The organism is Arthrobacter sp. Y3221048 (assembly GCF_059092685.1).
On record NZ_JBNHHX010000001.1, the window covers coordinates 422,973 to 444,855 of the forward strand.

Genomic DNA, 21,883 nt, shown 5'->3' on the forward strand with positions numbered 1-21,883 from the left:
TATGTGACCCGTGCCACAGTGAGTGGGTGGAGCAGACGAGCAACACCGTGGCCGACAGCGGCGCCGGACGGGGGGAACCCGTTCTCGAAGTCCGCGGCCTGACCAAGAGTTTCTTCGGCAATCCCGTGCTGCAGGACGCGTCACTGACGCTGCATGCCGGCGAGGTCCACGGCGTCGTCGGGGAAAACGGGGCAGGAAAGTCGACCCTGATGAAGATCCTGGCGGGCGTGTACCAGCGCGACTCGGGAACGGTGCTGCTGGACGGCCAAAGCGTCCAGTTCAGCCATCCCACCCAGGCGCACGAAGCCGGCCTGTCCACTGTCTTCCAGGAATTCAACCTGCTGCCGGACCGCACGGTGGCGGAGAACATTTACCTGGGCCGCGAGCCCCGCAAGGGCCTGCTGGTCAACCGGGCCAAGATGAACGCCGCCACCGCGGAACTGCTGGAGTCGCTGGGCATCGGCTCCATCCGACCCACGGCGCTGGTCCGGTCGCTCTCCGTGGCCGAGCAGCAGATCGTCGAGATCGCCAAGGCCGTCAGCTACGACGCCAGGATCATTTCCATGGACGAGCCGACCGCCGCATTGTCCGGGCCGGAAGTGTCCCTGCTGTACGGGATCGTGCGGAGGCTGGCCGAACGCGGCACCGCCATCCTCTACGTCTCGCACCGGCTGCGCGAGGTCTTCGACCTCTGCGACACCATCACCGTGCTCAAGGACGGGCGGATCGTCGGAACCAAACCGGCAGCCGAACTCGACGACGCCTCGCTGGTGCGGATGATGGTCGGCCGCCCCATCTCCGCCTATTTCCCGGACAAGCTTCCGCCCGCGCCCGCGGCACCAAGCCCCGATACCAACGCCCCGTTGCTCGAACTCGCCGACGCCGGCAACGACCAGCTGGACGGCATCAGCCTGCGCCTCATGCCGGGCGAGATCGTCGGCATCGCCGGCCTGCAAGGCTCCGGCCGCACCGAACTGCTGCAGGCGATCTTCGGCGCCGCGCCGTTCAACCGCGGCAACATGCGGCTGGGCGGCCGTCCGGTCCGTCCGCATTCTCCCCGCCAAGCGGTGCGGCACGGCATCGCGCTGATCACCGAGGACCGCAAGGCGCAGGGCCTGAGCCTGAACCAGTCCCTGCTGGACAACGCGCTGGGCGTGGTCCGCGCCGTGTTCCCCAAGCGCACCGCCACGGTGCGCCGCGCCGTCGCCGGCTCGTTCAGCGCGCTGGAAGTCGTGGCCCGGGACCTGGATCAGGAGGTGCAGTACCTCTCCGGCGGCAACCAGCAGAAGATCGTGCTGGCCAAGTGGCTGGCGGTGTCCCCGGGCGTGGTGCTGCTGGACGAACCGACCCGGGGCATCGACGTCGGGGCCAAGGTGGCGGTGTACCGGCTGATGCGCCAGCTGGCCGCCGAGGGAAAGGGCGTCCTGATGGTTTCCAGCGAGCTGCCGGAGGTGATCGGGATGTCCGACCGGATCCTGGTGATGCGCGACGGACAGATTGCCGGCGAACTGCCGGCCGGCGCCACCGAGGAGGAGATCCTGCGGCTGGCCACCGGCGCGCGGGTACCGGGCGCGGCCTCCGACGGCCCGCCGCCGGCTCCGGATAACGACGGCGGCGCCCCTCTTCCGGACGCGGGGAACGACGGCGGGGATCGCCGCGCGGAAACGGGGCACGACGGCGGTGCCCGCCTGGCGGACGCAGGGCACGAGGGCGGGTCACACCTCGCGGAGGACCGCGGCACCACGGGAGGGACACCATGACGACCACGCAAACCCCGGCCCGAACCAAGCGGGCACGGGCCGGCGGCGGCATCTTCGCGCGGCTGACCTCCACCCAGATCGTGTACCTGGTGGCCCTGCTGACCCTGATCGCCGGCAGCATCCTGGTGGCCACGGCCGGCCGGAACTTCTTCAGCCCGGGCAACATCTCCGCCATCCTGACCGGCACCAGCGTGCTGGGCTTCATCGCCATCGGCCAGACCCTGGTGATCCTGGTCGGCAGCCTGGACCTCTCGGTGCCCTACGTGACCAGCCTGGCCAGCCTGATAGCTGCCGGGGTGATGGCCAACCGGAGCGAAAACGTGCCGGCCGCCGTGCTGCTGGCACTGGGTGTCTCCGCCGTCATCGGTCTGGCCAACGGACTGATTGTTGCCGGCCTCAAGGTGCACGGCTTCATCGCCACGCTCGGCATGGGCCTGGTGATCAGCGGCTACCTGGGCACCAACTACAAGGGCAGTTTCGGCCAGACGCCGTTCTCCTTCCGGCTGATCGGCGCCACCGGCATAGGGCCGGTGCCGATCTCCACCCTCATCATGCTCGCCTGCGCCGCCCTCGTGCTGCTGATGCTGCACCGCACCCGCATGGGGCATCACATCTACGCCGTGGGCGGCGACAGCAACGTGGCCCGGATGTCCGGCATCCGCGTCCCGGGAGCGGTGATCACCGCCCACGTCATCTGCTCCACACTCTCCGGCATGGCCGGACTGCTGCTGGCCAGCCGGCTGGGCGTCGGCAGCCCCACCGTGGGCTCGCAAGGCGGCTATGACCTGCTCTCGATCGCCGCCGTCGTCCTGGGCGGAACCCTGCTGGCCGGCGGCAAGGGCTCCGTTACCGGCACCCTGGGCGGCGTGCTGATCTTCGCCATGCTGGACAACATCATGTCCGTGCTCCAGATCAACCCGTTCCTTAAGGACGTGGTCCGCGGCGTGGTGATCGTAGTCGCCGTCGCCGTCTATGCCCGCCGAACCATCGTCGCCCGGCCGCCGCGTTACGGGCACGGCGGCCAACAGCAGGAGGCGCAGGCATGAGCACAGTTCTGGACTCGGAGGCGGGCGGCAGGGTCCTGCAGCACAACCGGGCCGGCCTCGGCCAACGCTTCCTGCGCGGCCTGCGGACTCCCGGCGGCGGCATCTTCGTGCTCCTGGCCGCGCTGCTGGTCGCCATCATCATCCTGAACCCGTCGTTCGGCGAGCCCGGGTCCTTCATCCGCTTCATCGGCCGGACCGCGCCGATTGCGATCGCCGCCATCGGGCAGTACTTCGTGATCGTTTCCGGCGAGTTCGATCTGTCCATGGGATCGGTAGTGACCATGCAGGTGATCGTGGCCGGCAACCTGATCGGCCAGGACGACGCCAAGGTCCTCCCCGTGCTGGTGCTGATGTTTGTCCTCGGGGCGCTCATCGGGCTGATCAACGGCCTGGTCACCACCTTGCTCAAGGTCCCCAGCTTCATTGTCACCCTGGGCATGATGCTGGCGCTGCTGGGCCTGGTGCTCAACTGGACCGGCGGCGCCGCCCAGGGCAACCCGGCGGACAGCTTCCGGCAAATCGGCCGCGGCGGCATCGAAAACGTGCCGGTGCTGGAGGTCATCCCCTATCCGGTGATCATCCTGGCGGCCGTCGCCGTGCTCGCCGTCTGGATGATGCGCCGGCCCTACGGGCGCACGCTGGTCGCCGTCGGCGACAACGACGTGGCCGCGGCCCTGACCGGCGCCCGGGTCTGGTGGGTGCGCACGCGGGCCTTCATGCTTTCGTCGCTCGCGGCCACCGTCTCGGGGATCCTGCTCGTCGGGTATGCCGGGGTCCATCCGTCGGTGGGCCAAGGCTACGAGTTCACGGCGATCACCGCCGTCGTCCTGGGAGGGGTGGTGCTGGGCGGCGGCCGCGGCTGGGTGCTCTCTGCCGCAGCCGGTGCGTTCGCCCTGGAGTTGCTGTTCACGCTGCTGAATTTCCTGGGCGTGGCGTCCACCTGGCGGGACACCGTGCAGGGCGCCATCATCATCGTCGCTGTTGCTGCCGCCGCGCAGTCCTGGCAGCGCAAGCGGCGCGGGGGCTCTGCGGCCGCGCATTCCGAACAACACATCATCGCGGCACCAGAGCCCGCTGAGGGCACCGACAAGGGAGGGAACTGACATGACGGGAAAACGTCTAAGTACCGCGGTCGCGCTCACAGCGGCCGCGTCGTTAATGGCCATGACCGGCTGCACCACCGATCCGTCCATCACCGAGGAGACCGGCGGCCCCGGCGGCGCGGCCAGCCCGTCACCGGCGGAAACCACCGAGGCTTCCACGGAATGGTTCGACCAGGCCGTCTACGACGAACAGTTCGAACAGCGGACGGCGGAATTCCAAGGCGATCCGGAGCAGCCGTGGCTTCAGTACATCGACGGCGAGATGACCGACACCGCCGACTTCGCCTCCGAGGGCGCCAAGAAGGTCTGCTTCGCCAACGCGTCGATTTCCAACCCGTGGCGGCAGACCGGCTGGATCACCATGAACCAGCAGTTGCAGGTGCTGCAGGACGAGGGCGTGATTTCCGAGATGGAAACCCGCGACGCGCAGGACGACTCGAATACCCAGATTGCCGACATCGATTACTTCATCAGTGAAGGCGACTGCGACGCGTTCATTATCTCGCCGAACGCTACCGCGGCGCTAACGCCGGCGGTGGAGCGCGCCTGCGAGACCGGCAAGCCGGTGGTGGTGTTCGACCGCGGCGTGGAAACCGACTGCGCCACCACGTTCATCCACCCGATCGGCGGGTTCGCCTGGGGCATCGACACCGCCAACTTCCTGACCGAACGGCTGCAGGAAGGCGACAAGGTGGTGGCGCTGCGCATCCTGCCCGGCGTGGATGTGCTGGAGCAGCGCTGGGCGGCGGCGGAGAAGATCTTCGAGGAGAACGGCATCGAAGCCACCGATTACTTCACCGGCGCCGACCCGACCGAGATCAAGAAGATCATTTCCGACGAGCTCGCTACCGGCGATGTCCAGGGTGTCTGGATGGATGCCGGCGACGGCGCGGTGGCTGCGATCGAGGCGTTCGAGGACGCCGGCAAGGACCTGCCGGTCATGACCGGCGAGGACGAGCTGAGCTTCCTGCGCAAGTGGAAGGACACCGGCATCGAGGCGCTGGCTCCGGTCTACTCCAACTTCCAGTGGCGCACGCCGCTGCTGGCCGTGCAGAAGATCTTTGCCGGCGAGGAAATCCCGGCCGAGTGGGTGCTGCCGCAGGTTCCGATCCCGGCCGACGAGCTGGACGACTGGCTGGAACGCAACGACGGCATGCCTGACGGCCACTACGCCAAGTTCGGCGGCGAGGACCTGCCGGGCTACCCGGAGGTCTGGCAGCAACGCCAGATTCCGTAGAACTTGCGGGCCGGCCGGGCCCGGGAGGGTGCCCGGCCGGCCCGCAACTTCCCGTTCGGACGCATGTCCGCCGGGAGCCCGGCGCGAGCCCGGGCCGCCGGCGCGGGCCCGGCACGTTCCCGAGGGATCCCGTAGGGCCGGCGCGACAGCGTCCGGCGGCAACCGGACGAGGTGCCACCAGCAGCCGCAGACAAAGGAGACGGATCAATGGACCGGCCGATCGGCGTCAACACCTGGGTGTGGCAGTCGCCGCTGCGCGACGCCGAGCTGCCCGGGCTGCTGGCGAAGATCGCCGGCATGGGCTTTGACGGCGTCGAACTGCCGCTGGAGAACGTCGGCGACTTCACCGCCGGCACCGCCCGGGACGCCCTCGCGGCTGCCGGCTTGAAGCCCTACATCGTGGGCGCCATGGCACCCGGCCGCGAATTGGTCCTGGCCGACGCCGGGTCGGTGCAGGCAACCCAGGACTATCTGGCGGCCTGCATCGACCTGGCGCACGACGTCGGTGCGCGGGCGGTGTGCGGTCCCTTCTACTCCAGCACGGGGCGGGTGTGGCGGATCGACGCGGAAGACCGCGCCGAAGCGTACCGCCAGCTGCGGGAGAACCTGGCGCCGCTGGCCGCCCAAGCCGAGGCGGCCGGCGTCGTGCTGGGAATTGAGCCGCTCAACCGGTACGAGACCTCGCTGCTCAACACCGTGGAACAGGCGCTCGACGCGCTGGGACCGCTGCTCGGACACGGGGTGGGGCTGGCGCTGGACAGCTACCACCTGAACATCGAAGAACGCTCCAGCGCCGCCGCCATCCGCGCCGCCGGTGAACACCTGGTTCATCTGCAGGTGTGCGGCAACGACCGCGGGGCGCCCGGCGGCGACCAGACCGACTGGCAGGCGCTGGTCAAGGCGCTGGACGACGTGGGCTACGCCGGCCCACTGAACATCGAAAGTTTCACCGCGGACAACGCGGCCATCGCGACCGCCGCATCGATCTGGCGGCCGCTGGCGCCGAGCCAGAATCAACTGGCGGAGGACGGGCTGGCATTCCTGCGCAGCCTCTAGCCCGTCCCGGCGTCGAGGTGCAGCCCGGACCCGGACGTCAGCCCATCCCGCCGCACCACCGACCGACGAGCACGAAGGAGAAGACGATGACCGCCAATCCGGAGTCGCCGCCGCTGGGGGTGGCGGTGCTGGGACATGCCTTCATGGGCAAGGCGCACTCCAATGCCTGGCGCAACGTGTCCGCTTTCTATCCCGGTGGGCCCGCGGTGGCCCGGCGGGTGCTGGTCGGCCGGAATGCAGACGGAGTGGCCACGGACGCGGCCCGGTACGGGTGGGCGGAGGGCTCCACGGACTGGCGTGCCGTGCTCGAGCGCGACGACGTGCAGATCGTGGACATCTGCACCCCCGGCCACCTGCATGCCGACCTGGCGGTGGCCGCGCTGGAGGCGGGCAAGCACGTGCTGGTGGAGAAGCCGCTGGCCAACTCGGTGGCCGAAGCCGAGCGTATGGCGGCCGCGGCCCGCGCCGCCGGAGCGGCCGGCGTCCGGTCGATGGTCGGCTTCAACTACCGGCGGGTCCCGGCGCTGGCGCTGGCGCGTCAATTGATCGCCGAAGGAAGGATCGGCGACGTGCGGCAGGTGCGCGTCGCCTACCTGCAGGACTGGCTGGCGGACGACACCGCCCCGATGACCTGGCGGTTGCGCCGGGAGACCGCCGGCTCCGGGGCGCTCGGCGACCTGGCTTCGCACGCGGTGGACCAGATCCACTTCCTGCTCGGCGCCCGGGTCACGTCGGTCTCCGCAACGCTCAACACGTTCGTCGAAACCCGGCAGGGACCGGGCGGGCCCGAACCGGTGACGGTCGACGACGCCGCGTGGGCGACCCTGCGGCTCGATTCCGGCGCGGTGGCCAGCCTGGAGGTCAGCCGGATGGCCGCGGGCCGCAAGAACGCGCTGCGGATCGAGGTCTACGGGTCCGCCGGGCACCTGGGCTTCGACCTGGAGCGGCTTAACGAGCTCTCCTATTACGACGCCGGTGCCCCGCCGGGGCTCGCGGGTGCGGCGAGGATCCTGGTCACCGAGGAGACGCACCCCTACCTGCAGGCCTGGTGGCCGCCCGGGCACGTGCTCGGCTGGGACCACACGTTCACCAGCCAGGCCGCCGATTTCCTGGCCGCGGTGGCAGCCGGCCGGGCGCCCAGCCCAAGCTTCGAGGACGGCCTGGCTGTGCAAAAGGTGCTGGACGCCATGGTGCGCAGCTCCGCGCAGGCGGGCGCCGCCGTCGTCCTTGCCGAAACCGACACCCGCGCCGATTACGCAGGAGCAACAGATGGCACGTAATTTCACGCTGTTCACCGGGCAGTGGGCGGACCTGCCCCTGGAGAAGATCGCGGAACTGGCCGCGGGCTGGGGCTACGACGGCCTGGAGATCGCGGTGTCCGGGGACCACCTGGATGCGTGGCGCTGGGACGACGACGACTACATCGCCGAGCGGCTTGGCATCCTGGAGCGCTGCGGGCTGCGGGTGTGGGCGATCTCCAACCACCTGAAGGGCCAGGCGGTGTGCGACGACCCGATCGACTTCCGCCACCGGGCGATCGTCGGGGCACGCGTGTGGGGCGACGGCGAGCCGGAGGGCGTGCGGGCGCGGGCGGCCGAGGAGATGAAGCACACCGCTCGGCTGGCGCAGCGGCTTGGGGTGAAGACCGTGGTGGGATTCACCGGGTCCTCGATCTGGCAGTACGTGGCAATGTTTCCGCCGGTTTCCGCCGATGTGATCGACGCCGGCTACCGGGACTTCGCCGACCGGTGGAACCCGATCCTGGATGTGTTCGACGAGTGCGGGGTGCGGTTCGCGCACGAGATCCACCCCTCCGAGATCGCGTACGACTACTGGTCCACGGTGCGGGCGCTGGAGGCTTTGGGGCACCGCGAGGCGTTCGGCATCAACTGGGATCCCAGCCACATGATGTGGCAGGACATCGACCCGGTCTCGCTGATCTGGGACTTCAAGGACCGGATCTACCACGTGGACTGCAAGGACACGAAGCTGCGGATCACCGGGCGCAACACGCGGCTGGGGTCGCATCTGCCGTGGGGCGACCCGCGGCGCGGCTGGGACTTCGTCTCCACCGGGCGCGGTGACGTGCCGTGGGAGGCCAGCTTCCGCGCCCTGGCGGCGATCGGCTACGACGGGCCGATCTCGGTGGAGTGGGAAGACGCCGGAATGGACCGGCTGCAGGGGGCGCCGGAAGCCCTCCGGTTCCTCAAGCGGTTCGACTTCGATCCGCCGCAGTCGTCCTTCGACGCCGCGTTCAAGCAGTAGGGGCGGCGCCGGGTGGCACCGTGGCCGACCCGTTCGCTCCCAGGTATGGGCCTAACTTCCCACGTCTAAGAACCCCGCAAGCCGCTGACTGCGGCGATGCCGGAAGCCTATTCAAGACGTGGGAGCGAAAGTGCTCCCTGCCTGCTGCCAGCCCCCTGCCTCCCGAACACGCTGGCTGTCCAAGTTCAGCCGGAACTGTCCATGTTTTGGAGGGACCTGCGGCCCTGACCTGCGAGGATGCCGAACGGCCGCCCAAAACAAGGACAACCGGGGCCTCTGGCTTGAGCCGTGCGGACCTGCCCGCCGGATTCTCTGCAGCTGGCCAGGATCCTTTAGTAGGCTGTGGCCATGCGCGAACTTCAGGCCACGATCATTGACGAACTGGGCGTCCAGCCCTCCATCGACCCGTCGCAGGAAGTCGCACGGCGCGTCGGATTTTTGAAGGACTACCTCAAGACGACCGGCACCAAAGGTTTTGTGCTGGGCATCAGCGGCGGCGTCGACTCCAGCCTCGCCGGCAAGCTGGCCCAACTGGCGGTCGACGAACTCGAAGCAGAAGGCGTCGACGCCAACTTCGTCGCGGTTCGCCTGCCCTACGGGGTCCAGCACGATGAAGCCGACGCGCAGGCAGCCATGGATTTCATCCGGCCGAAAACCTCGTGGACGTTCAACATCAAGTCGGCGGTCGACGGCTTCGAAGCCGAATTCACGACGACGACCGGCGAAGAGATCACCGACTTCAACAAGGGCAACATCAAGGCCCGGGCCCGGATGATGGCCCAGTACGCCCTGGCCGGCCAGCACAACTACCTGGTGCTGGGCACGGACCACGGCGCCGAGTCGGTCACCGGCTTCTTCACCAAGTTCGGCGACGGCGCTGCCGACGTGCTGCCCCTGTTCGGGCTCAACAAGCGCCAAAACCGTCAGCTTTTGGAGCACCTTGGTGCCAGCGACCAGGTGGCGCACAAGGTCCCGACGGCAGACCTGCTGGACACCACGCCCGGCCGCACCGACGAGGACGAGCTGGGGATCAGCTACGACCACATCGACGACTACCTTGAGGGACGCGCGATCCCCGACGAGGTCGCCGAAAAGATCGAGCAGCGCTACCTGATGACCCGGCACAAGCGGACCACGCCGGTGTCAATCCTCGACAAATGGTGGCGGAGCTAGGCTGAAGCGTCAGCCGGCGAGGCGCTGCTGGCCGAAGCCTTTGACACCGTTGGCCCGGGCACCCGCTGAACCGTCACCCGGCCAGGTAAAGCGCAGCCGGCCCGCTGAACCGTCACCCGGCCAGGTAAGGTGCGGCCGACCCGCTAAACCGTCAGCCGACCAGGCTCTTCGCCCGCATCACTGCCTTCCGGAACTCTTCCTGGTTCTTCCTGCTGATCATCGCCCTGCCGCCGGGGCTGGGCGCCTTGATGACGGTCGGGCGGGTGAATGCACCCATGTGCTTCGCCCACTGGGTCTTGGTGAAGGTCCCGCACAGCACGACGGCTTGGAGACGAGGCAGCAGCCCCAGGACGGACTTCAGTGCCTTGACGCCGGCGATTGTCTGGACGGCTGTCGGTTCGGCGCCGTCGAGGAAAAACGGCACCGTATTCCAGAGGAGAACCCCCTCGTGCAGCCCCGCTTCCCGGCGTTCGTTCCAGCACCGCTCGGCCGCTTGGTCGGGGTTGTCTACTGAAACGAATCCCGGCCCCTCGGCGGGGACCGTTTGGCTCCCGGGACTATCGAGCAGAAAGAGCACCCGCGCCTCGACGCCTGCATCCGCCGGGTCAAAATGCGGAACGGGCTCCGTGCGGGTCTGCGCGTAGGCGTCCCGCCATTCCTCAAGCTTCTGTATGGACGGCTCCGACGACAGCATGGCTTGCCGCCGCTGCCGTTCGAGTGGATCTGCTAAAGACTGCGGCTTATCGGCAAACATCTGTCCAACATACCCTGAAGCCAGAACGCCGTTGGAGGTCCGACGGCGAGCGCAGCCGCCCGGAGCGGCGAGCCCGGTCGCCCCGAACGGCGAGCACAACCGCACCGAGCGGCGAGCCCAGCCGCCCCGAACGGCGAGCACAGCCTGCCGCCGTTGGGTAACGTAGCTGTTGTGAAGATTGCTACCTGGAATGTGAACTCGATTCGTGCCCGCGCCGACCGCGTTGAGTCTTGGCTGCAGCGCTCCGACGTGGACGTGCTGGCCATTCAGGAGACCAAGGCCAAGGATGAGAACTTCCCGTGGGACCTGTTCGAGAAGAACGGCTACGAGGTGGCTCACTTCGGCCTGAACCAGTGGAACGGCGTGGCCATCGCCTCCCGCGTGGGCCTGGATGACGTGGTCCGGACCTTTGACGGCCAGCCGCACTTCGGCAAGTCGGAGGACAGCACCGCCGCCGAGGCCCGTGCCATCGGGGCAACCTGCGGCGGTGTTCGGGTGTGGAGCCTGTATGTGCCCAACGGCCGGGCGGTCAACGATCCGCACATGCCCTACAAGCTGAATTGGCTCAAGGCCCTCAAGGAAGAGGCCGCCGGCTGGGTTCAGGAGGACCCGACGCTCAACCTCGCGCTTATGGGTGACTGGAACATCGCCCCGACGGACGACGACGTCTGGGACATCGATTGGTTCCGCGCGCAGAACGCCACGCACGTGACCGAACCCGAGCGCGCCGCCTTCCGCGCGTTCGAAGAAGCCGGATTCGTCGACGTCGTCCGCCCGCACACGCCCGGGCCCGGCGTCTACACCTACTGGGACTACACGCAGCTGCGCTTCCCCAAGAAGGAAGGCATGCGCATCGACTTCATTCTGGCCTCCCCGGCGCTGGCCGCCCGCGTCACCGGGGCGATGATCGACCGCGAAGAGCGCAAGGGCAAGGGCGCCTCGGACCACGCACCGGTCATCGCGGAGCTGGACTGAGATGAAGTTCCCGTACGTCTCCTACCTGCGGGTCTTCGAACCACTGGATGTGTTCGACGACGACCAGCAGCTGCTCATCATGAGCCAGCGCGGCCGCGGCCGGGACGTGACGGAGGATATGGACCGCGGTGACTCGCTGCGCCGGATCACGCGCACGGTGTCGGACCCGTTCCCGCACTCCAGCGACGACCTGATCCGGGTCCTGCATTATCCGACGCCCGAGGGCATCACCACGCCGCGGTACTGCCCCAACCAGCTGGCCGTCCGCAGCACCCTGGCCGCCGAATCGCTCTCCAGCAGCCTGCGCGATCCGCTGCTGGGGCTGCTGGTGCCCGAAGCCGCGCGGGACGCCCAGCAGTCCCGGCTGGACCCGGACAACTTCGTGGACGCACTGGCCAAGCTGCACACGCGCAGCTCCACCTGGGGCATCCCGTTCGGTTGGTTCGTGCTGTTCCGCGAGGACGACCATACCGAAAAGGTGGAGAGCGACCACACGCTGCAGACGGTCCGCCTGGCCGCCCCGGTTCCGCAGTGCATCGACCGGGCCCGCTATGCAGCGGCTTCCCTGGCCCTCGCGGCCCCGGGTTTGGACCTGCTGGAAGAACTGACCGAGTTGACCGAATGGCTGGAAACCTTCACCGCGGACGGCATCGTGGAACTGGATTACGGCCGCGTGGCCGAGCTGGTCTACCCGGACGAATCCCCCTCGGACGTGCACGCCGGCATCGAATCGCTGGCCGACGGCGACATGACCGGCGCCGCCGCCGCGTACCGCCGCCTCGCCGGCCGCTGGATCAAGATCCGCCAGCTGGCCCGCGCGTCCTGACCGCCGGCATGACGCCGGCCGACAATTACGACGACGGCGGCGCGGTCGAGGCCCGGACCACCAGTTCGTGGGGCTGGATCCGCGGCACGTCCAGCCGGGCCTTCCCCTGCAGTTCGGCCAGCAGCAGCCGCGCCGCGTAGGCCCCCTGCTCGTCCGGCCGTTGCCTCACGGTCGTCAGCCCCATCGGCTCGGCGAACTCGTGGTCGTCGATGCCCACCACGGAAACGTCCTCGGGGACCCGCAGTCCGCGCTCCTGCGCGGCCCTGAGCGCGCCGAAGGCCATCTCGTCCGCGGAGGCGAAGATCGCCGTCGGCCGTTCCCCCGGTGTATCGAGCAGCGTGCCGGCGGCCATCCTGCCGCCGGCGAACCGGAAGTCCCCCATGGCCAGCCATTCCGGCCGCACCCGCAGCCCGTGCCGGGCCATCGTGTCCCGGAAGGCCAGCTCCCGCCGGCGCGGCACGTCGAAGTCGATCCCGTAGGCGCCGCCGCCCTGCAGGTGCGCGATCCGCGTATGCCCCAGCCCGATGAGATGCTCGACGGCGTCGGCGGCCGCGGCGTTGTCATCCACACTCACGCTGCGCAATCCGTCCACCTGCCCGCCCACGATCACGTTCGGATACTCCAGCGCCTGCAGCGCCGCCAGTTCGTCCGGGGTCAGCTGCATGCACATCACCAGCAGCGCGTCGATCCGCTTGCGCAGCATGGACCGGTGGAACACCCGTTCGCGGTTGGTGCCGGTGCCGCCCAGGCTGAACACGATCAGGTCGTAGCCGGCCGCCCGCAACACACGATCCACGCCTTCCAGGGCGGACGCGAAGTACCACCGGTCGATCACCGGCAGCAGCACGCCCATGGCCCTCGTGCGGCCGGAGGCCAGGTGGGCCGCCGACGACGACGGCACGTAGCCCAGCGAGTCGGCTGTCGCCAGCACGCGGTCGCGGGTGGCCGTGGACACCCCGGACAATCCGCGAAGGGCACGGGAAACCGTTGCGGTCGAGACGCCGGCGGCCCGCGCGACGTCGTCGATCCCGGTCACGGTGCGCTCACCCCTTAAGGCCACCAGCCAGCAGGCCGCGGACAAAGTAGCGCTGCAGGCCGAAGAACACCGCAAGCGGCACGATCATGGAAACGAACGCGCCGGCGGTCAACCGGTGCCACTCGTCGCCGCGGGTGCCCGTCAGCTCGGCCAGCCGCTGGGTAATCGGGGCGACGTCGGCCGTGCCGCCGGAGAACACCAGCGCCACCAGCAGGTCGTTCCAGACCCACAGGAACTGGAAAATGCCGAAGGATGCAATCGCCGGCACGGACAGCGGCAGGATGATCCGCCAGAAGATCGTCGCGTGCCCGGCGCCGTCCACCCGCGCCGCCTCGATGACCTCACCCGGGATCTCGGAGATGAAGTTGTGCAGCAGGAAGATGGCCAGCGGCAGCGCGAAGATGGTGTGCGCAATCCACAGCTGGGCGTAGGTTCCGGCCGGCAGCACCTGGAGCTCGCCGATCTTGAGGTTGATGAACAGCGAGAGCAGCGGGATCAGCGCCATCTGCAGCGGCACGATCTGCAGCGCGAACACGACGATGAACAAGGTGTCCTTGCCGCGGAACCTGCCCCAGGCGAAGACGTAGGCCGCCATCGAAGCGATCACCAGGGGAATCAGGGTGCCCGGGATGACGATCGCCAGCGAGTTGATGAAGTACTGGCCCAGGTTGGACGCGGAACCGCCCTGGGAGTCCAACACGTCGGTGTAGTTCTTGGTGGTGAACTGCAGGTCGCCCAGGATGTTCCACCAGCCGTTGGCCTGGATGTTGTCCTCCGGGCGCAGCGAGGAAATGAACAGGCCGAAGGTCGGCACGGTCCAGATGACGGCGATGATGATCGCCGCAGCGGTGGCCCCGCGCGAGGTCAGGCGCTGCTTCACCCGCCGGGTGATCGGGATCTGCTGTTCGGTGGTGCTGGCCAGGACGGCGTCGGGAGCGGTCGGGATGGCAGGCGTTGCGCTCATCGGATTTCCCTCTGCTTCTTCAGCTGCCGGGCGTTGTAGATGACGATCGGCAGCACCATCAGGAACAGGATCAAGGCCAGCGCGGCGCCGCGTCCGGGCTCATTTGCGCGGAACGCCTGGGTGTACATCTCATTGGCCACCACCGATGTTTCGAAGTTCCCCGCGGTCATCGTCCGCACAATGTCGAAGACCTTCAGCGTGCCGATGGTGATGGTGGTGACCACGACGATCAGCGCCCCCCGGATGGACGGGATGGTGATGGAGCGGAACTGCTGCCAGGCGCTGGCCCCGTCCAGCCGGGCCGCCTCCACGATTTCGGTGGGGATGCCCTTGATCGCCGCGGAGAGGATCACCATGGCGAAGCCGGTCTGGATCCAGACCATCACCGCGATCAGGAAGAACGTGTTCTCCGGCGCGTCCAGCAGGAACTGCTTGGGTTCGCCGCCGAACCAAACCAAAACCTGGTTCAGCAGGCCGATCTGTTCGCGTTCGCCGCCGCGGTACGTGTACATGAATTTCCAGATCACGCCGGCGCCCACCATGGAGATGGCCATCGGCATGAACACCAGCGCCTTCAGCGCCTTCTCGCCGCGCGCCCGGTCGATGAACACCGCGTAAGCCAGGCCGATGCCGGTGGACAGCAGCGGCACCAGGACGACCCACAAAAGCGTGTTGCGCAGCGTGACCAGCGCTTCGGGTTGGGTGAACATCCACACGAAGTTGTCCAGGCCGTTAGGCGTTCCGGTGCGGTCCGTGAACGCCAGGTACGTGGTTTGGATGGCCGGCCACACCAACCCAATGGCCAGGAGTACGACGGCGGGGGCCAGGAAGCCGATGATCGTCGCCTTATCGCGGAACGACTTCGGAGCCCGGTCCACCAACAGCATGATCACGGCGATGATCGCAGCGAAGACCGCCAGGGCGATCGCCACCTGCATGAGCTTCTCGCCAACGTCCTCCATGGCACTTGCCTCCTTGGTGCGTGGAAGGGACAGACCGTGCCCGGCCGCACCGCCTGCATCGGGTCACAGGCGGTGCGGCCGGGCTACCGGTACCGGTTTAGTCCTTGGGCCAGCTGGCTTCGATGGAGTCCACGACCTCTTGCGTCGACTTGCCGTTGATCCACTCCACGATGCCGCTCCAGAAGGAGTTGGCGCCCACCGCGCCCGGCATCAGGTCCGAGCCGTCGAACCGGAAGGTGGTGTCCTCCGACTGCAGCAGCTCGATGGACTGGCGGTCCAGGTCGCTGGCGGCCAGCGCCGGGTCGAGGCCCTTGTTGGCGCTGATCGCGGCGCCCTGCTCCACCCGGTTGTTGGCGAACTCGGCGGAGGCCATGAACTGCAGGTAGGCCGAGACCTCTTCGCTTTCGGTGTAGGCGGCCACGAACTCGCCGCCGCCGGTGATGGCGGTGGCGCCGGCCTCCTGGCCGGGAGTGATGAACGCCCAGACGTCGCCGTCCTCAGCCACGTTGGTGCCTTCCGGCCAGTTGGCGGCCTGGAACGTGGCCTGGTGGTGCATGGCGCAGGTACCGTCGATCACCGGGATGCCGCCGTCGTCCACCGAGGTGGAGATGATCGAGCGGACGTCGCCGATGCCGCCGTTGACGTAGTCCTCGTTCTTCAGGATGTCGCCGACGGCGTCGAACGCCTCGGCCACCTGCGGGTCGTTGAACGGGATCTCGTGGTTGACCCACTGGTCGTACACGTCCGGTCCGGCCTGGCGCAGCAGCGCGTCCTCGATCCAGTCGGTGCCCGGCCAGCCGGTGGCCTCGCCGGACTCGAACCCGGCGCACCAGGGCTTCATGGTGCCCTCGTCGGCGATGGTCTGGGTGAGTTCCATCATCTCGTCCCAGGTCTGCGGAACTTCCCAGCCCTTTTCCTGGAAGGTAGCCGGAACGTACCAGATGTAGCCCTTCACGCTGGCCAGCATGGGGGCGGCGTAGAAGGTGCCGTCCACCGTGCCGTAGGTCTTCCAGTCCTCGGACCAGTTCTCGTCGACCAGGTCGGATACCTCCTGCGGCGCGGGCTTCAGGTACCCGGCCTCGGCCTGGGCGGCCAGCAGGCCGGGCTGCGGGAAGATCGCCACGTCCGGCGGGTTGCCGGCCTGGGCGCGGACGCCGATCTGCGTCTCGAACTCGTTGGATCCCTCGTACACCACGTCGATCCCGGTGCACTCCTCAAAGTCCACCCAGGAGTTCTCCAGCAGATCCTGCTCGGCATCGGTGATGGTGGAGTAGACGCTGACCTCGGCGCCGTCAAAGGTGCCGTAGGCCTCGTAGGCGGCACAGTCTGCGGCGGGCGCCGGCGACTCCTCGGATTCTGTCCCTCCCCCACAGGCGGAAAGTGTCAGTGCCATGGCGCCGAGCGCTGCCACCGGCAGGACGGCCTTTCTGGAGCGTGCAAAGTGCATGATGTGACTCCTTTGTCCGGTGGCTCCGAGAGAGCTGAACAGGTCAGAGTGCAGCCACCAAGTACCCTTCTGATAACTCGTAACGTAAACGCTTACGGAGTGTGTCGCAAGGCACATTTTTGGGGCGGTGGCCTTCGATGCCGAATCGTGATCTGCGCCGCATCCGCGGCCTATGCTGCCTGTTCGGCGGGAATGATCATTAGGCTGGAAGTGGTCCTGACCCCCCGAGTCGAGGAGAGCCAATGACCGCAGCAACCGTTCCCTGGTGGCGCGACGCCGTCATCTACCAGATCTATCCGCGCTCCTTCGCTGACCAGAACGGCGACGGAATGGGCGACCTGGCCGGAATCAGCGCCAAGATCCCCTACCTGAAAAACCTCGGGGTGGACGCCATCTGGCTGTCGCCCTTCTACGTCTCCCCGCAAAACGATGCAGGCTACGACGTTGCCGACTACCGCGACGTCGACCCGCTGTTCGGCAGCCTGGACGACTTCGACTCGCTGCTGGCACGCACCCACGAGCTCGGCATGCGGGTGATTGTCGACCTGGTGCCAAACCACACGTCCGACCGGCACGAATGGTTCGTGAGCGCGCTGACCTCCGAGGCGGGATCGCCGGAACGTGCCCGCTACATCTTCCGCGACGGCAGGGGCCCGGACGGCAATGAGCCGCCCAACAACTGGCAGTCGGTATTCGGCGGCGATGCCTGGACCCGGATCACCGAACCCGACGGCACGCCCGGCCAGTGGTACCTTCACCTGTTCGATTCCACGCAGCCGGACCTGAACTGGGAGAACCCGGAGGTCCGGGCCGAAATGGTCTCCATCCTGCGGTTCTGGCTGGACCGCGGCGTGGACGGCTTCCGGATTGACGTGGCCCATGGCCTGGTCAAGGCCGAGGGTCTGCCGGATTGGGCGGCCAAGACCTCGATGGTGGCCGGCAACGAGCGGCTCCCGGGCGAAGACGCGCTGCCCGGCGGCGACGGGGCCGCGGTCGGCCAACCCGCCGGCGCCTCGCCCACCCCCGATGCCCGTGCCTCCGGTGAACAGGTCCTGGTACCAGCCGGGGCGGATGCCCCCGGAGCCCTGGCACAGCAGGTTGCTGCGCTGCCGGAGGCCGGCGTCCATCCGGAGACTCCGCCCTACTTCGACCAGGACGGCGTACACGGGATCTACCGCGAGTGGCACAAGGTCTTGGCCGAGTACGACGGCGACCGCATGCTGGTGGCTGAAGCCTGGGTCGAGCCGGTCGAGCGGCTCTTTGCCTACGTCCGCCCCGACGAAATGCAGCAGGCCTTCAACTTCGATTTCCTGCTCGCGGGCTGGGATGCCCGGCGGATGGCCCGCAGCATCGAGGATTCGCTGGCCGCTGCAGCTTCAGTGGGTGCGCCGAGCACCTGGGTGCTGTCCAATCACGACACCGTCCGCCACAGCACCCGCTACGGGCTGACCGACCCCACCACGTTTCCCAAGGGCATTGGCTCCGGCGACGAACAGCCCGACGAGGAGCTCGGTCACGCCCGCGGTCGCGCCGCTGCGCTGGTGATGCTGGCCCTGCCCGGCTCCGCCTACATCTACCAGGGCGATGAGCTTGGCCTTCCGGAGCACACCACCCTGCCGGCCGAGGTGCGCCAGGACCCGGCGTTCTTCCGCACCGGCGGCGAAGAGCGGGGCCGCGACGGCTGCCGGGTGCCGATTCCCTGGCGCGCGGAGGCACACGGCTGCGGCTGGGGCTCCACCGAACACGAACCATGGTTGCCGCAGCCCGAGAGCTTCGCGCGCTATGCGGTGGACCAGCAGGTGGGAGTAGCCGCTTCCACCTACGAGTTGTATCGGGCGGCGCTGCGCCTGCGTGCGGAGCAGAAGCTGGGCCAGGGCAGCCTGGAGTGGGCCGCGGAGCACGATCCGGCGTCGGGAATCCTCAGCTACCGCAACGGGACACTTCAGGTGCTGGCCAACCTGGGCAGCTCCGCCATCCGGCTGCCCGCGGGCGCCTCCCTGGTGCTGGCGTCGCAGGAGGGCGCAGTCGCCGACGGGTTGCTGCAGCCCAACGGGGCCGTCTGGCTGACGCCTGCCGCCGACGGGCAGTCCGCCTAGCGGACGCGGTCGGCGCGGACCAGCCGCGAGCGCGCGCCGGCCACCAGGTGGATGACCACCGGGAAGCTGATTCCGAGGGTCAGGTCCAGCGCTTCGACGAGGTCGGAGACTTCGTCCGCCACCGCCTGCGGGGATACCCCGAGGCGCGGAACCACCCGGACGCGCAGGCCTCCGCCGCCCTCGTAGTCGTAGGCGGTGACCGTGGCCTGCAGGATGCTGTCGCGTTCCCGCAGTGCGTCGCGCAGCGCCTGCTCGGCCACGGCGGCACTGAGCCAGACGGCGCCGGGTTCGCCTGCGCCGTCGTAATCAGCGGCGATGGTACCGGTGCGGCCCTTGCCCTGCTGGGCGGCCCACGCGATCATCAGCAGCACCAGCAGGAGCAGCACCAGCGCCACCACAATCCACAACCAGCTGTCCCGCTGTCCGGGCAAGGTGGCGGCGTCCAGCACCGTCCGCAGGTTGGCGCCGGCCTGCTCCGTGGCGGCGTGCCACCAGCCGGCGAGCGCGGGAACCAGCGCCAGCGCCAACGCGGTGCCGCCGGCCAGCATGAGCAGCAGCCCGAGAAGGGTGATCAGGATACGGTTTAGTGTCCGGGGCGTCTGGTTCACTGTCCCACCACCCCGGAGCTGGAAACGAAGACGCGCACCTGCGGAACCGGACTGATCCGCGCCCTGCGGACCTCGTCCTCCACCGCCGCCTGGACGGCATCGGCGTCCACCGGTTGGCCGGAGGTTGGCCGGAGCCGGACGTCCACCACGCCGCGCGAGACGACCACCAGCACCTGCTCGCGCGTCACTTGCGCCTCGATGCGGGCACGCCGCGCCAGCGATGCGGCGATGACTTCATCGTCCACCACCACCACGCCGCGCCGGCCGGGAATGCGGTGCCGGTGCAGGTGTCCGGGGAGCACGCCCTGCAGGAAGAAGAGCAAACCCAGGAACAGGATCAGCGCACCGGAGGCGCCCAGGACGGTGGGCGCGATGTTCCCCGGCAGTTGGTGGATCCAGCCCGCCATCTCTTCCGGCGAGGCCAACCACGGGCGCTGCCCGATCGCCTTCAACGCCGCCTCGAGCAGCAGGTAGAGGCAGGCCAGTGCGACGAGAACCGCGGCGATCACAGCTGCGGTAGCGCGGGAACTGCGCAATTCGCGGCTGGCCAGGCGCTCGTCGGCGGGGCGTTGGTCAGCCGATCGCTCGCCGGTTTTCACGTTGGTGCTGCTCACCGGACCCGGCCTCCTTCCTGCACGCGGATGCCGGTCACCCTGATGTCCACCCGGCTCAACTTCGAACCGCTGATCCGGGAGATTTTATCCAGGATGGTTCCCTTGGCGGCGTGTGCCCGGTCCCAGACCGATCCGCCAAAGCCGTCCACCAGGTGCGGGTCCCGCACCACCCGGTTCAGCGAAGGAATGCCCATGGGAAGCGCCAGGGACAAGGCCAGGGAACCGGCATCGTCGCGCCACGTCGCGCGGATCAGGCCCGGTGAAATTCCCAGCAGCTCTGCGGCAACCCCCTGCGCGGTGCTGGTCAACGCCTGCGTGCTGACCCGGGTGTGTCCGGCGTAGCGTCGCCCGGGCGGCCCGGCGGGGAGCGACGCCGGGGGCGGTGAGTCCGGGCGCTCCGCGAGCGGCGGTCCCTCCGGGCGGGGAGGCATCTCGTCGGCGTCCACAACGGGGTCCGTCATGAAGACGAGCGGCGTCCGGTCAGCGCATCGCGGATGCTGCGCCAGTCAAGCTTGCCCTCCGCGGCCCGGCCCAGCAGGGCCCCCACCATCAGGAAGACCGCCATCAGCAGGAAGCCCCAGAAGTTGAATACCAGCGCGGCCCACGCCAGCACCGCACCGACGGCCATGCCGACTACCGTGTAGCTCATCCTTGCTCCTCTCGCCGTCCCGAACATCCTGTTACTGGGCGCCCTGTCGGACCGGCTTCTCGGCCGGCGCCTTGGCGTCCAGGCCGGGCACGTGGACGTCATTGATCTCCACGTTCACCTCGATCACGTCCAGCCCCACCAATTGCTCGACGGCGGTGTACACCGCCGCGCGTACGCCGCCCGCCAGCTCCTGCAACGGCTTGCCGTAAACGGCCACCAGGCTGATGTCCACGGCAACCTGCGTCTGGCCGACCTCCACATGGACGCCCTGGCCCGCATCGCTGCCGCCCACGACATCGCGTAGCGCACTCAGTGCACGGGCCGTGCCGCTGCCCAGCGCGTAGACCCCCGGGACGGAGCGGGCGGCAACCGCCGCCACCTTGGCCACGGCGGCCTCGGAAATGGTGGTACGGCCGGGAGCGTCCGGGATGCCAACGGCTGCAGGCTGGTTCAGGTCCACCGCTGACTGCTCGGACGCCGGCCCGCCCGGGACGTCGACAGGTGCGGTGACAGGGCGTGCCCCGGGCGATACTCCGGCGGACGGGGCAGCCGGCCGATCCTCGTTGTGCATCTGTTCTCCCCTGACGCTGTGATGACTCTCAGGGCAAGCCTAACGCCTCATTCCCCGCAGTGTTCGGCCAGCCAGTCCTCCACCGGTTGCAGGGCGCCGGCAAACCCGGCGGCGTCGAGGTGGCCGGTTGCAGCTGCGTGGTCCAGCTGGTCCTCCACCCGGGCCAGGTCGTCGCCCAGCTGGGCCGGAACGCCGCGGCTGAATTCGTCCAGCTCCTCCTGCAGCGCCTTCAGGTCGGAGTCCTCCACGCCGGTCATGAAGCCGAGCGGGACCAGCAGCAGGGAGGCGACGTTTGCGGCCACGGCGGCGCAAGCGTGGTCCCTGCTTTCGTAGCTGCCCCAGTGGGTGGAGCCTCCGCCGGTTGCCCCGCTTCCGTCGGCGGGGCCAGCGGAGTCCGGCAGCGGCGCCTGGCCGGGCGGTGCCGTGGCCGGTTGTTCCGCGGGGGGTGTTTCCGCCGGAGCCGTCGCTTCGGCGGCTGACGAAGCAGTGGGGGCGGGCGCCGTCGTCGTTGATTCCAACGCTGGGTCCGCGCCGCTGCAGGACGTCAGCAGGACGGCGGTTGCCAGGCCGATCGCGGTCGCCTTCAGAAGGGCCTGCACTATGCTCCTCGCTCCAATCGTCCCCCTCGTCCGGTGCCTCATCAGGTGCAGGCGGCACGGGAATCCCTTCCATGGTAGGCCAGTGACCCTGAGTGGAGACTGGGAACGTGGAGCGGCCGCCGCGGGCGGGCCGGCCGCCGGC

At 68.6% G+C, this 21,883-nt stretch carries 22 protein-coding genes; 11 read left to right on the top strand and 11 right to left on the bottom strand.

The genetic code is table 11. From position 1 onward, the window contains the following. Nucleotides 1-26: 26 nt before the first annotated feature. From AC5RVS_RS01960 to nadE, 8 genes are all read left to right on the top strand, one after another. Nucleotides 27-1,760: a sugar ABC transporter ATP-binding protein gene (locus AC5RVS_RS01960; RefSeq protein WP_494106920.1), complete on the top strand. Its 1,734-nt coding sequence runs from the start codon at nucleotides 27-29 to the stop codon at nucleotides 1,758-1,760. Then, nucleotides 1,757-2,806 carry an ABC transporter permease gene (locus AC5RVS_RS01965; protein ID WP_493988535.1) on the top strand — a complete coding sequence of 350 codons (1,050 nt, stop codon included), beginning with the start codon at nucleotides 1,757-1,759 and terminating at the stop codon, nucleotides 2,804-2,806. The genes AC5RVS_RS01960 and AC5RVS_RS01965 overlap by 4 nt, the downstream gene beginning before the upstream one ends. Beyond that, the gene (locus AC5RVS_RS01970; RefSeq protein WP_494106921.1) at nucleotides 2,803-3,909 is read left to right on the top strand and encodes an ABC transporter permease; all 1,107 of its coding nucleotides are present in this window, start codon (nucleotides 2,803-2,805) and stop codon (nucleotides 3,907-3,909) included. The genes AC5RVS_RS01965 and AC5RVS_RS01970 overlap by 4 nt, the downstream gene beginning before the upstream one ends. A gap of 1 nt (nucleotide 3,910) precedes the next feature. Further along, entirely contained in the window at nucleotides 3,911-5,146 is a 1,236-nt protein-coding gene (locus AC5RVS_RS01975) for a substrate-binding domain-containing protein (RefSeq protein WP_493988533.1), read from the top strand. A gap of 207 nt (nucleotides 5,147-5,353) precedes the next feature. After that, on the top strand, nucleotides 5,354-6,202 hold the full coding sequence (locus tag AC5RVS_RS01980) for a sugar phosphate isomerase/epimerase family protein (RefSeq protein ID WP_494106922.1): 849 nt from the start codon (nucleotides 5,354-5,356) through the stop codon (nucleotides 6,200-6,202). A gap of 86 nt (nucleotides 6,203-6,288) precedes the next feature. Beyond that, nucleotides 6,289-7,482 (top strand): Gfo/Idh/MocA family protein, encoded by a 1,194-nt coding sequence (locus AC5RVS_RS01985; RefSeq protein WP_494106923.1) that lies wholly within the window; start codon nucleotides 6,289-6,291, stop codon nucleotides 7,480-7,482. Beyond that, nucleotides 7,472-8,467, top strand: coding sequence for a sugar phosphate isomerase/epimerase family protein (locus AC5RVS_RS01990; RefSeq protein ID WP_494106924.1), 996 nt, complete (start codon nucleotides 7,472-7,474; stop codon nucleotides 8,465-8,467). Before AC5RVS_RS01985 ends, AC5RVS_RS01990 begins: the two co-directional genes overlap by 11 nt. 348 nt (nucleotides 8,468-8,815) lie before the next feature. Beyond that, complete coding sequence (gene nadE, locus AC5RVS_RS01995) at nucleotides 8,816-9,640, top strand: NAD(+) synthase (protein WP_494106925.1); 825 nt, start codon at nucleotides 8,816-8,818, stop codon at nucleotides 9,638-9,640. Nucleotides 9,641-9,791: 151 nt separating this feature from the next. Here the strand turns inward: nadE and AC5RVS_RS02000 are convergent, their stop codons facing one another. After that, on the bottom strand, nucleotides 9,792-10,394 hold the full coding sequence (locus AC5RVS_RS02000) for a uracil-DNA glycosylase (protein ID WP_494106926.1): 603 nt from the start codon (nucleotides 10,392-10,394) through the stop codon (nucleotides 9,792-9,794). Between the two features lie 171 nt (nucleotides 10,395-10,565). On the opposite strand from AC5RVS_RS02000, the gene AC5RVS_RS02005 reads away from it, so the two are divergent. Next, nucleotides 10,566-11,369 (top strand): exodeoxyribonuclease III, encoded by an 804-nt coding sequence (locus AC5RVS_RS02005; RefSeq protein WP_493988527.1) that lies wholly within the window; start codon nucleotides 10,566-10,568, stop codon nucleotides 11,367-11,369. Between the two features lies 1 nt (nucleotide 11,370). Continuing rightward, nucleotides 11,371-12,195: a DUF8083 family protein gene (locus tag AC5RVS_RS02010; protein WP_493988526.1), complete on the top strand. Its 825-nt coding sequence runs from the start codon at nucleotides 11,371-11,373 to the stop codon at nucleotides 12,193-12,195. Between the two features lie 25 nt (nucleotides 12,196-12,220). Here AC5RVS_RS02010 and AC5RVS_RS02015 read toward each other — a convergent pair whose 3' ends face one another. The 4 genes from AC5RVS_RS02015 to AC5RVS_RS02030 form a co-directional block, all read right to left on the bottom strand. Next, nucleotides 12,221-13,231, bottom strand: a complete 1,011-nt coding sequence (locus tag AC5RVS_RS02015) for a LacI family DNA-binding transcriptional regulator (RefSeq protein WP_494106927.1) — start codon at nucleotides 13,229-13,231, stop codon at nucleotides 12,221-12,223. A 7-nt stretch (nucleotides 13,232-13,238) separates the two neighbouring features. Next, entirely contained in the window at nucleotides 13,239-14,195 is a 957-nt protein-coding gene (locus AC5RVS_RS02020; protein WP_493988524.1) for a carbohydrate ABC transporter permease, read from the bottom strand. After that, nucleotides 14,192-15,157: a carbohydrate ABC transporter permease gene (locus AC5RVS_RS02025; protein ID WP_494106928.1), complete on the bottom strand. Its 966-nt coding sequence runs from the start codon at nucleotides 15,155-15,157 to the stop codon at nucleotides 14,192-14,194. Before AC5RVS_RS02025 ends, AC5RVS_RS02020 begins: the two co-directional genes overlap by 4 nt. A 97-nt stretch (nucleotides 15,158-15,254) precedes the next feature. After that, the gene (locus tag AC5RVS_RS02030; protein WP_494106929.1) at nucleotides 15,255-16,604 is read right to left on the bottom strand and encodes an ABC transporter substrate-binding protein; all 1,350 of its coding nucleotides are present in this window, start codon (nucleotides 16,602-16,604) and stop codon (nucleotides 15,255-15,257) included. Nucleotides 16,605-16,846: 242 nt separating this feature from the next. Here AC5RVS_RS02030 and AC5RVS_RS02035 point away from each other — a divergent pair, with 242 nt between their 5' ends. Then, a complete protein-coding gene (locus AC5RVS_RS02035; protein ID WP_494106930.1) occupies nucleotides 16,847-18,700 on the top strand; it encodes a glycoside hydrolase family 13 protein in 1,854 nt (617 codons plus the stop codon). Here the strand turns inward: AC5RVS_RS02035 and AC5RVS_RS02040 are convergent. Genes AC5RVS_RS02040 through AC5RVS_RS02065 form a run of 6 tightly spaced genes read right to left on the bottom strand, consistent with a single transcriptional unit; the run spans nucleotide 18,697 to nucleotide 21,741 of the window. After that, complete coding sequence (locus AC5RVS_RS02040; protein WP_494106931.1) at nucleotides 18,697-19,308, bottom strand: hypothetical protein; 612 nt, start codon at nucleotides 19,306-19,308, stop codon at nucleotides 18,697-18,699. The two genes, AC5RVS_RS02035 and AC5RVS_RS02040, sit on opposite strands and share 4 nt — an antisense overlap. Then, nucleotides 19,305-19,922, bottom strand: a complete 618-nt coding sequence (locus AC5RVS_RS02045; RefSeq protein ID WP_494106932.1) for a hypothetical protein — start codon at nucleotides 19,920-19,922, stop codon at nucleotides 19,305-19,307. The genes AC5RVS_RS02040 and AC5RVS_RS02045 overlap by 4 nt, the downstream gene beginning before the upstream one ends. Further along, the gene (locus AC5RVS_RS02050) at nucleotides 19,919-20,383 is read right to left on the bottom strand and encodes a hypothetical protein (protein WP_494106933.1); all 465 of its coding nucleotides are present in this window, start codon (nucleotides 20,381-20,383) and stop codon (nucleotides 19,919-19,921) included. Before AC5RVS_RS02050 ends, AC5RVS_RS02045 begins: the two co-directional genes overlap by 4 nt. Beyond that, entirely contained in the window at nucleotides 20,380-20,571 is a 192-nt protein-coding gene (locus tag AC5RVS_RS02055; RefSeq protein ID WP_493977246.1) for a hypothetical protein, read from the bottom strand. Before AC5RVS_RS02055 ends, AC5RVS_RS02050 begins: the two co-directional genes overlap by 4 nt. A 31-nt stretch (nucleotides 20,572-20,602) precedes the next feature. Next, complete coding sequence (locus tag AC5RVS_RS02060) at nucleotides 20,603-21,142, bottom strand: Asp23/Gls24 family envelope stress response protein (RefSeq protein ID WP_494106934.1); 540 nt, start codon at nucleotides 21,140-21,142, stop codon at nucleotides 20,603-20,605. Nucleotides 21,143-21,189: 47 nt separating this feature from the next. Continuing rightward, a complete protein-coding gene (locus AC5RVS_RS02065) occupies nucleotides 21,190-21,741 on the bottom strand; it encodes a hypothetical protein (RefSeq protein ID WP_494106935.1) in 552 nt (183 codons plus the stop codon). Between the last annotated feature and the right edge of the window lie 142 nt (nucleotides 21,742-21,883).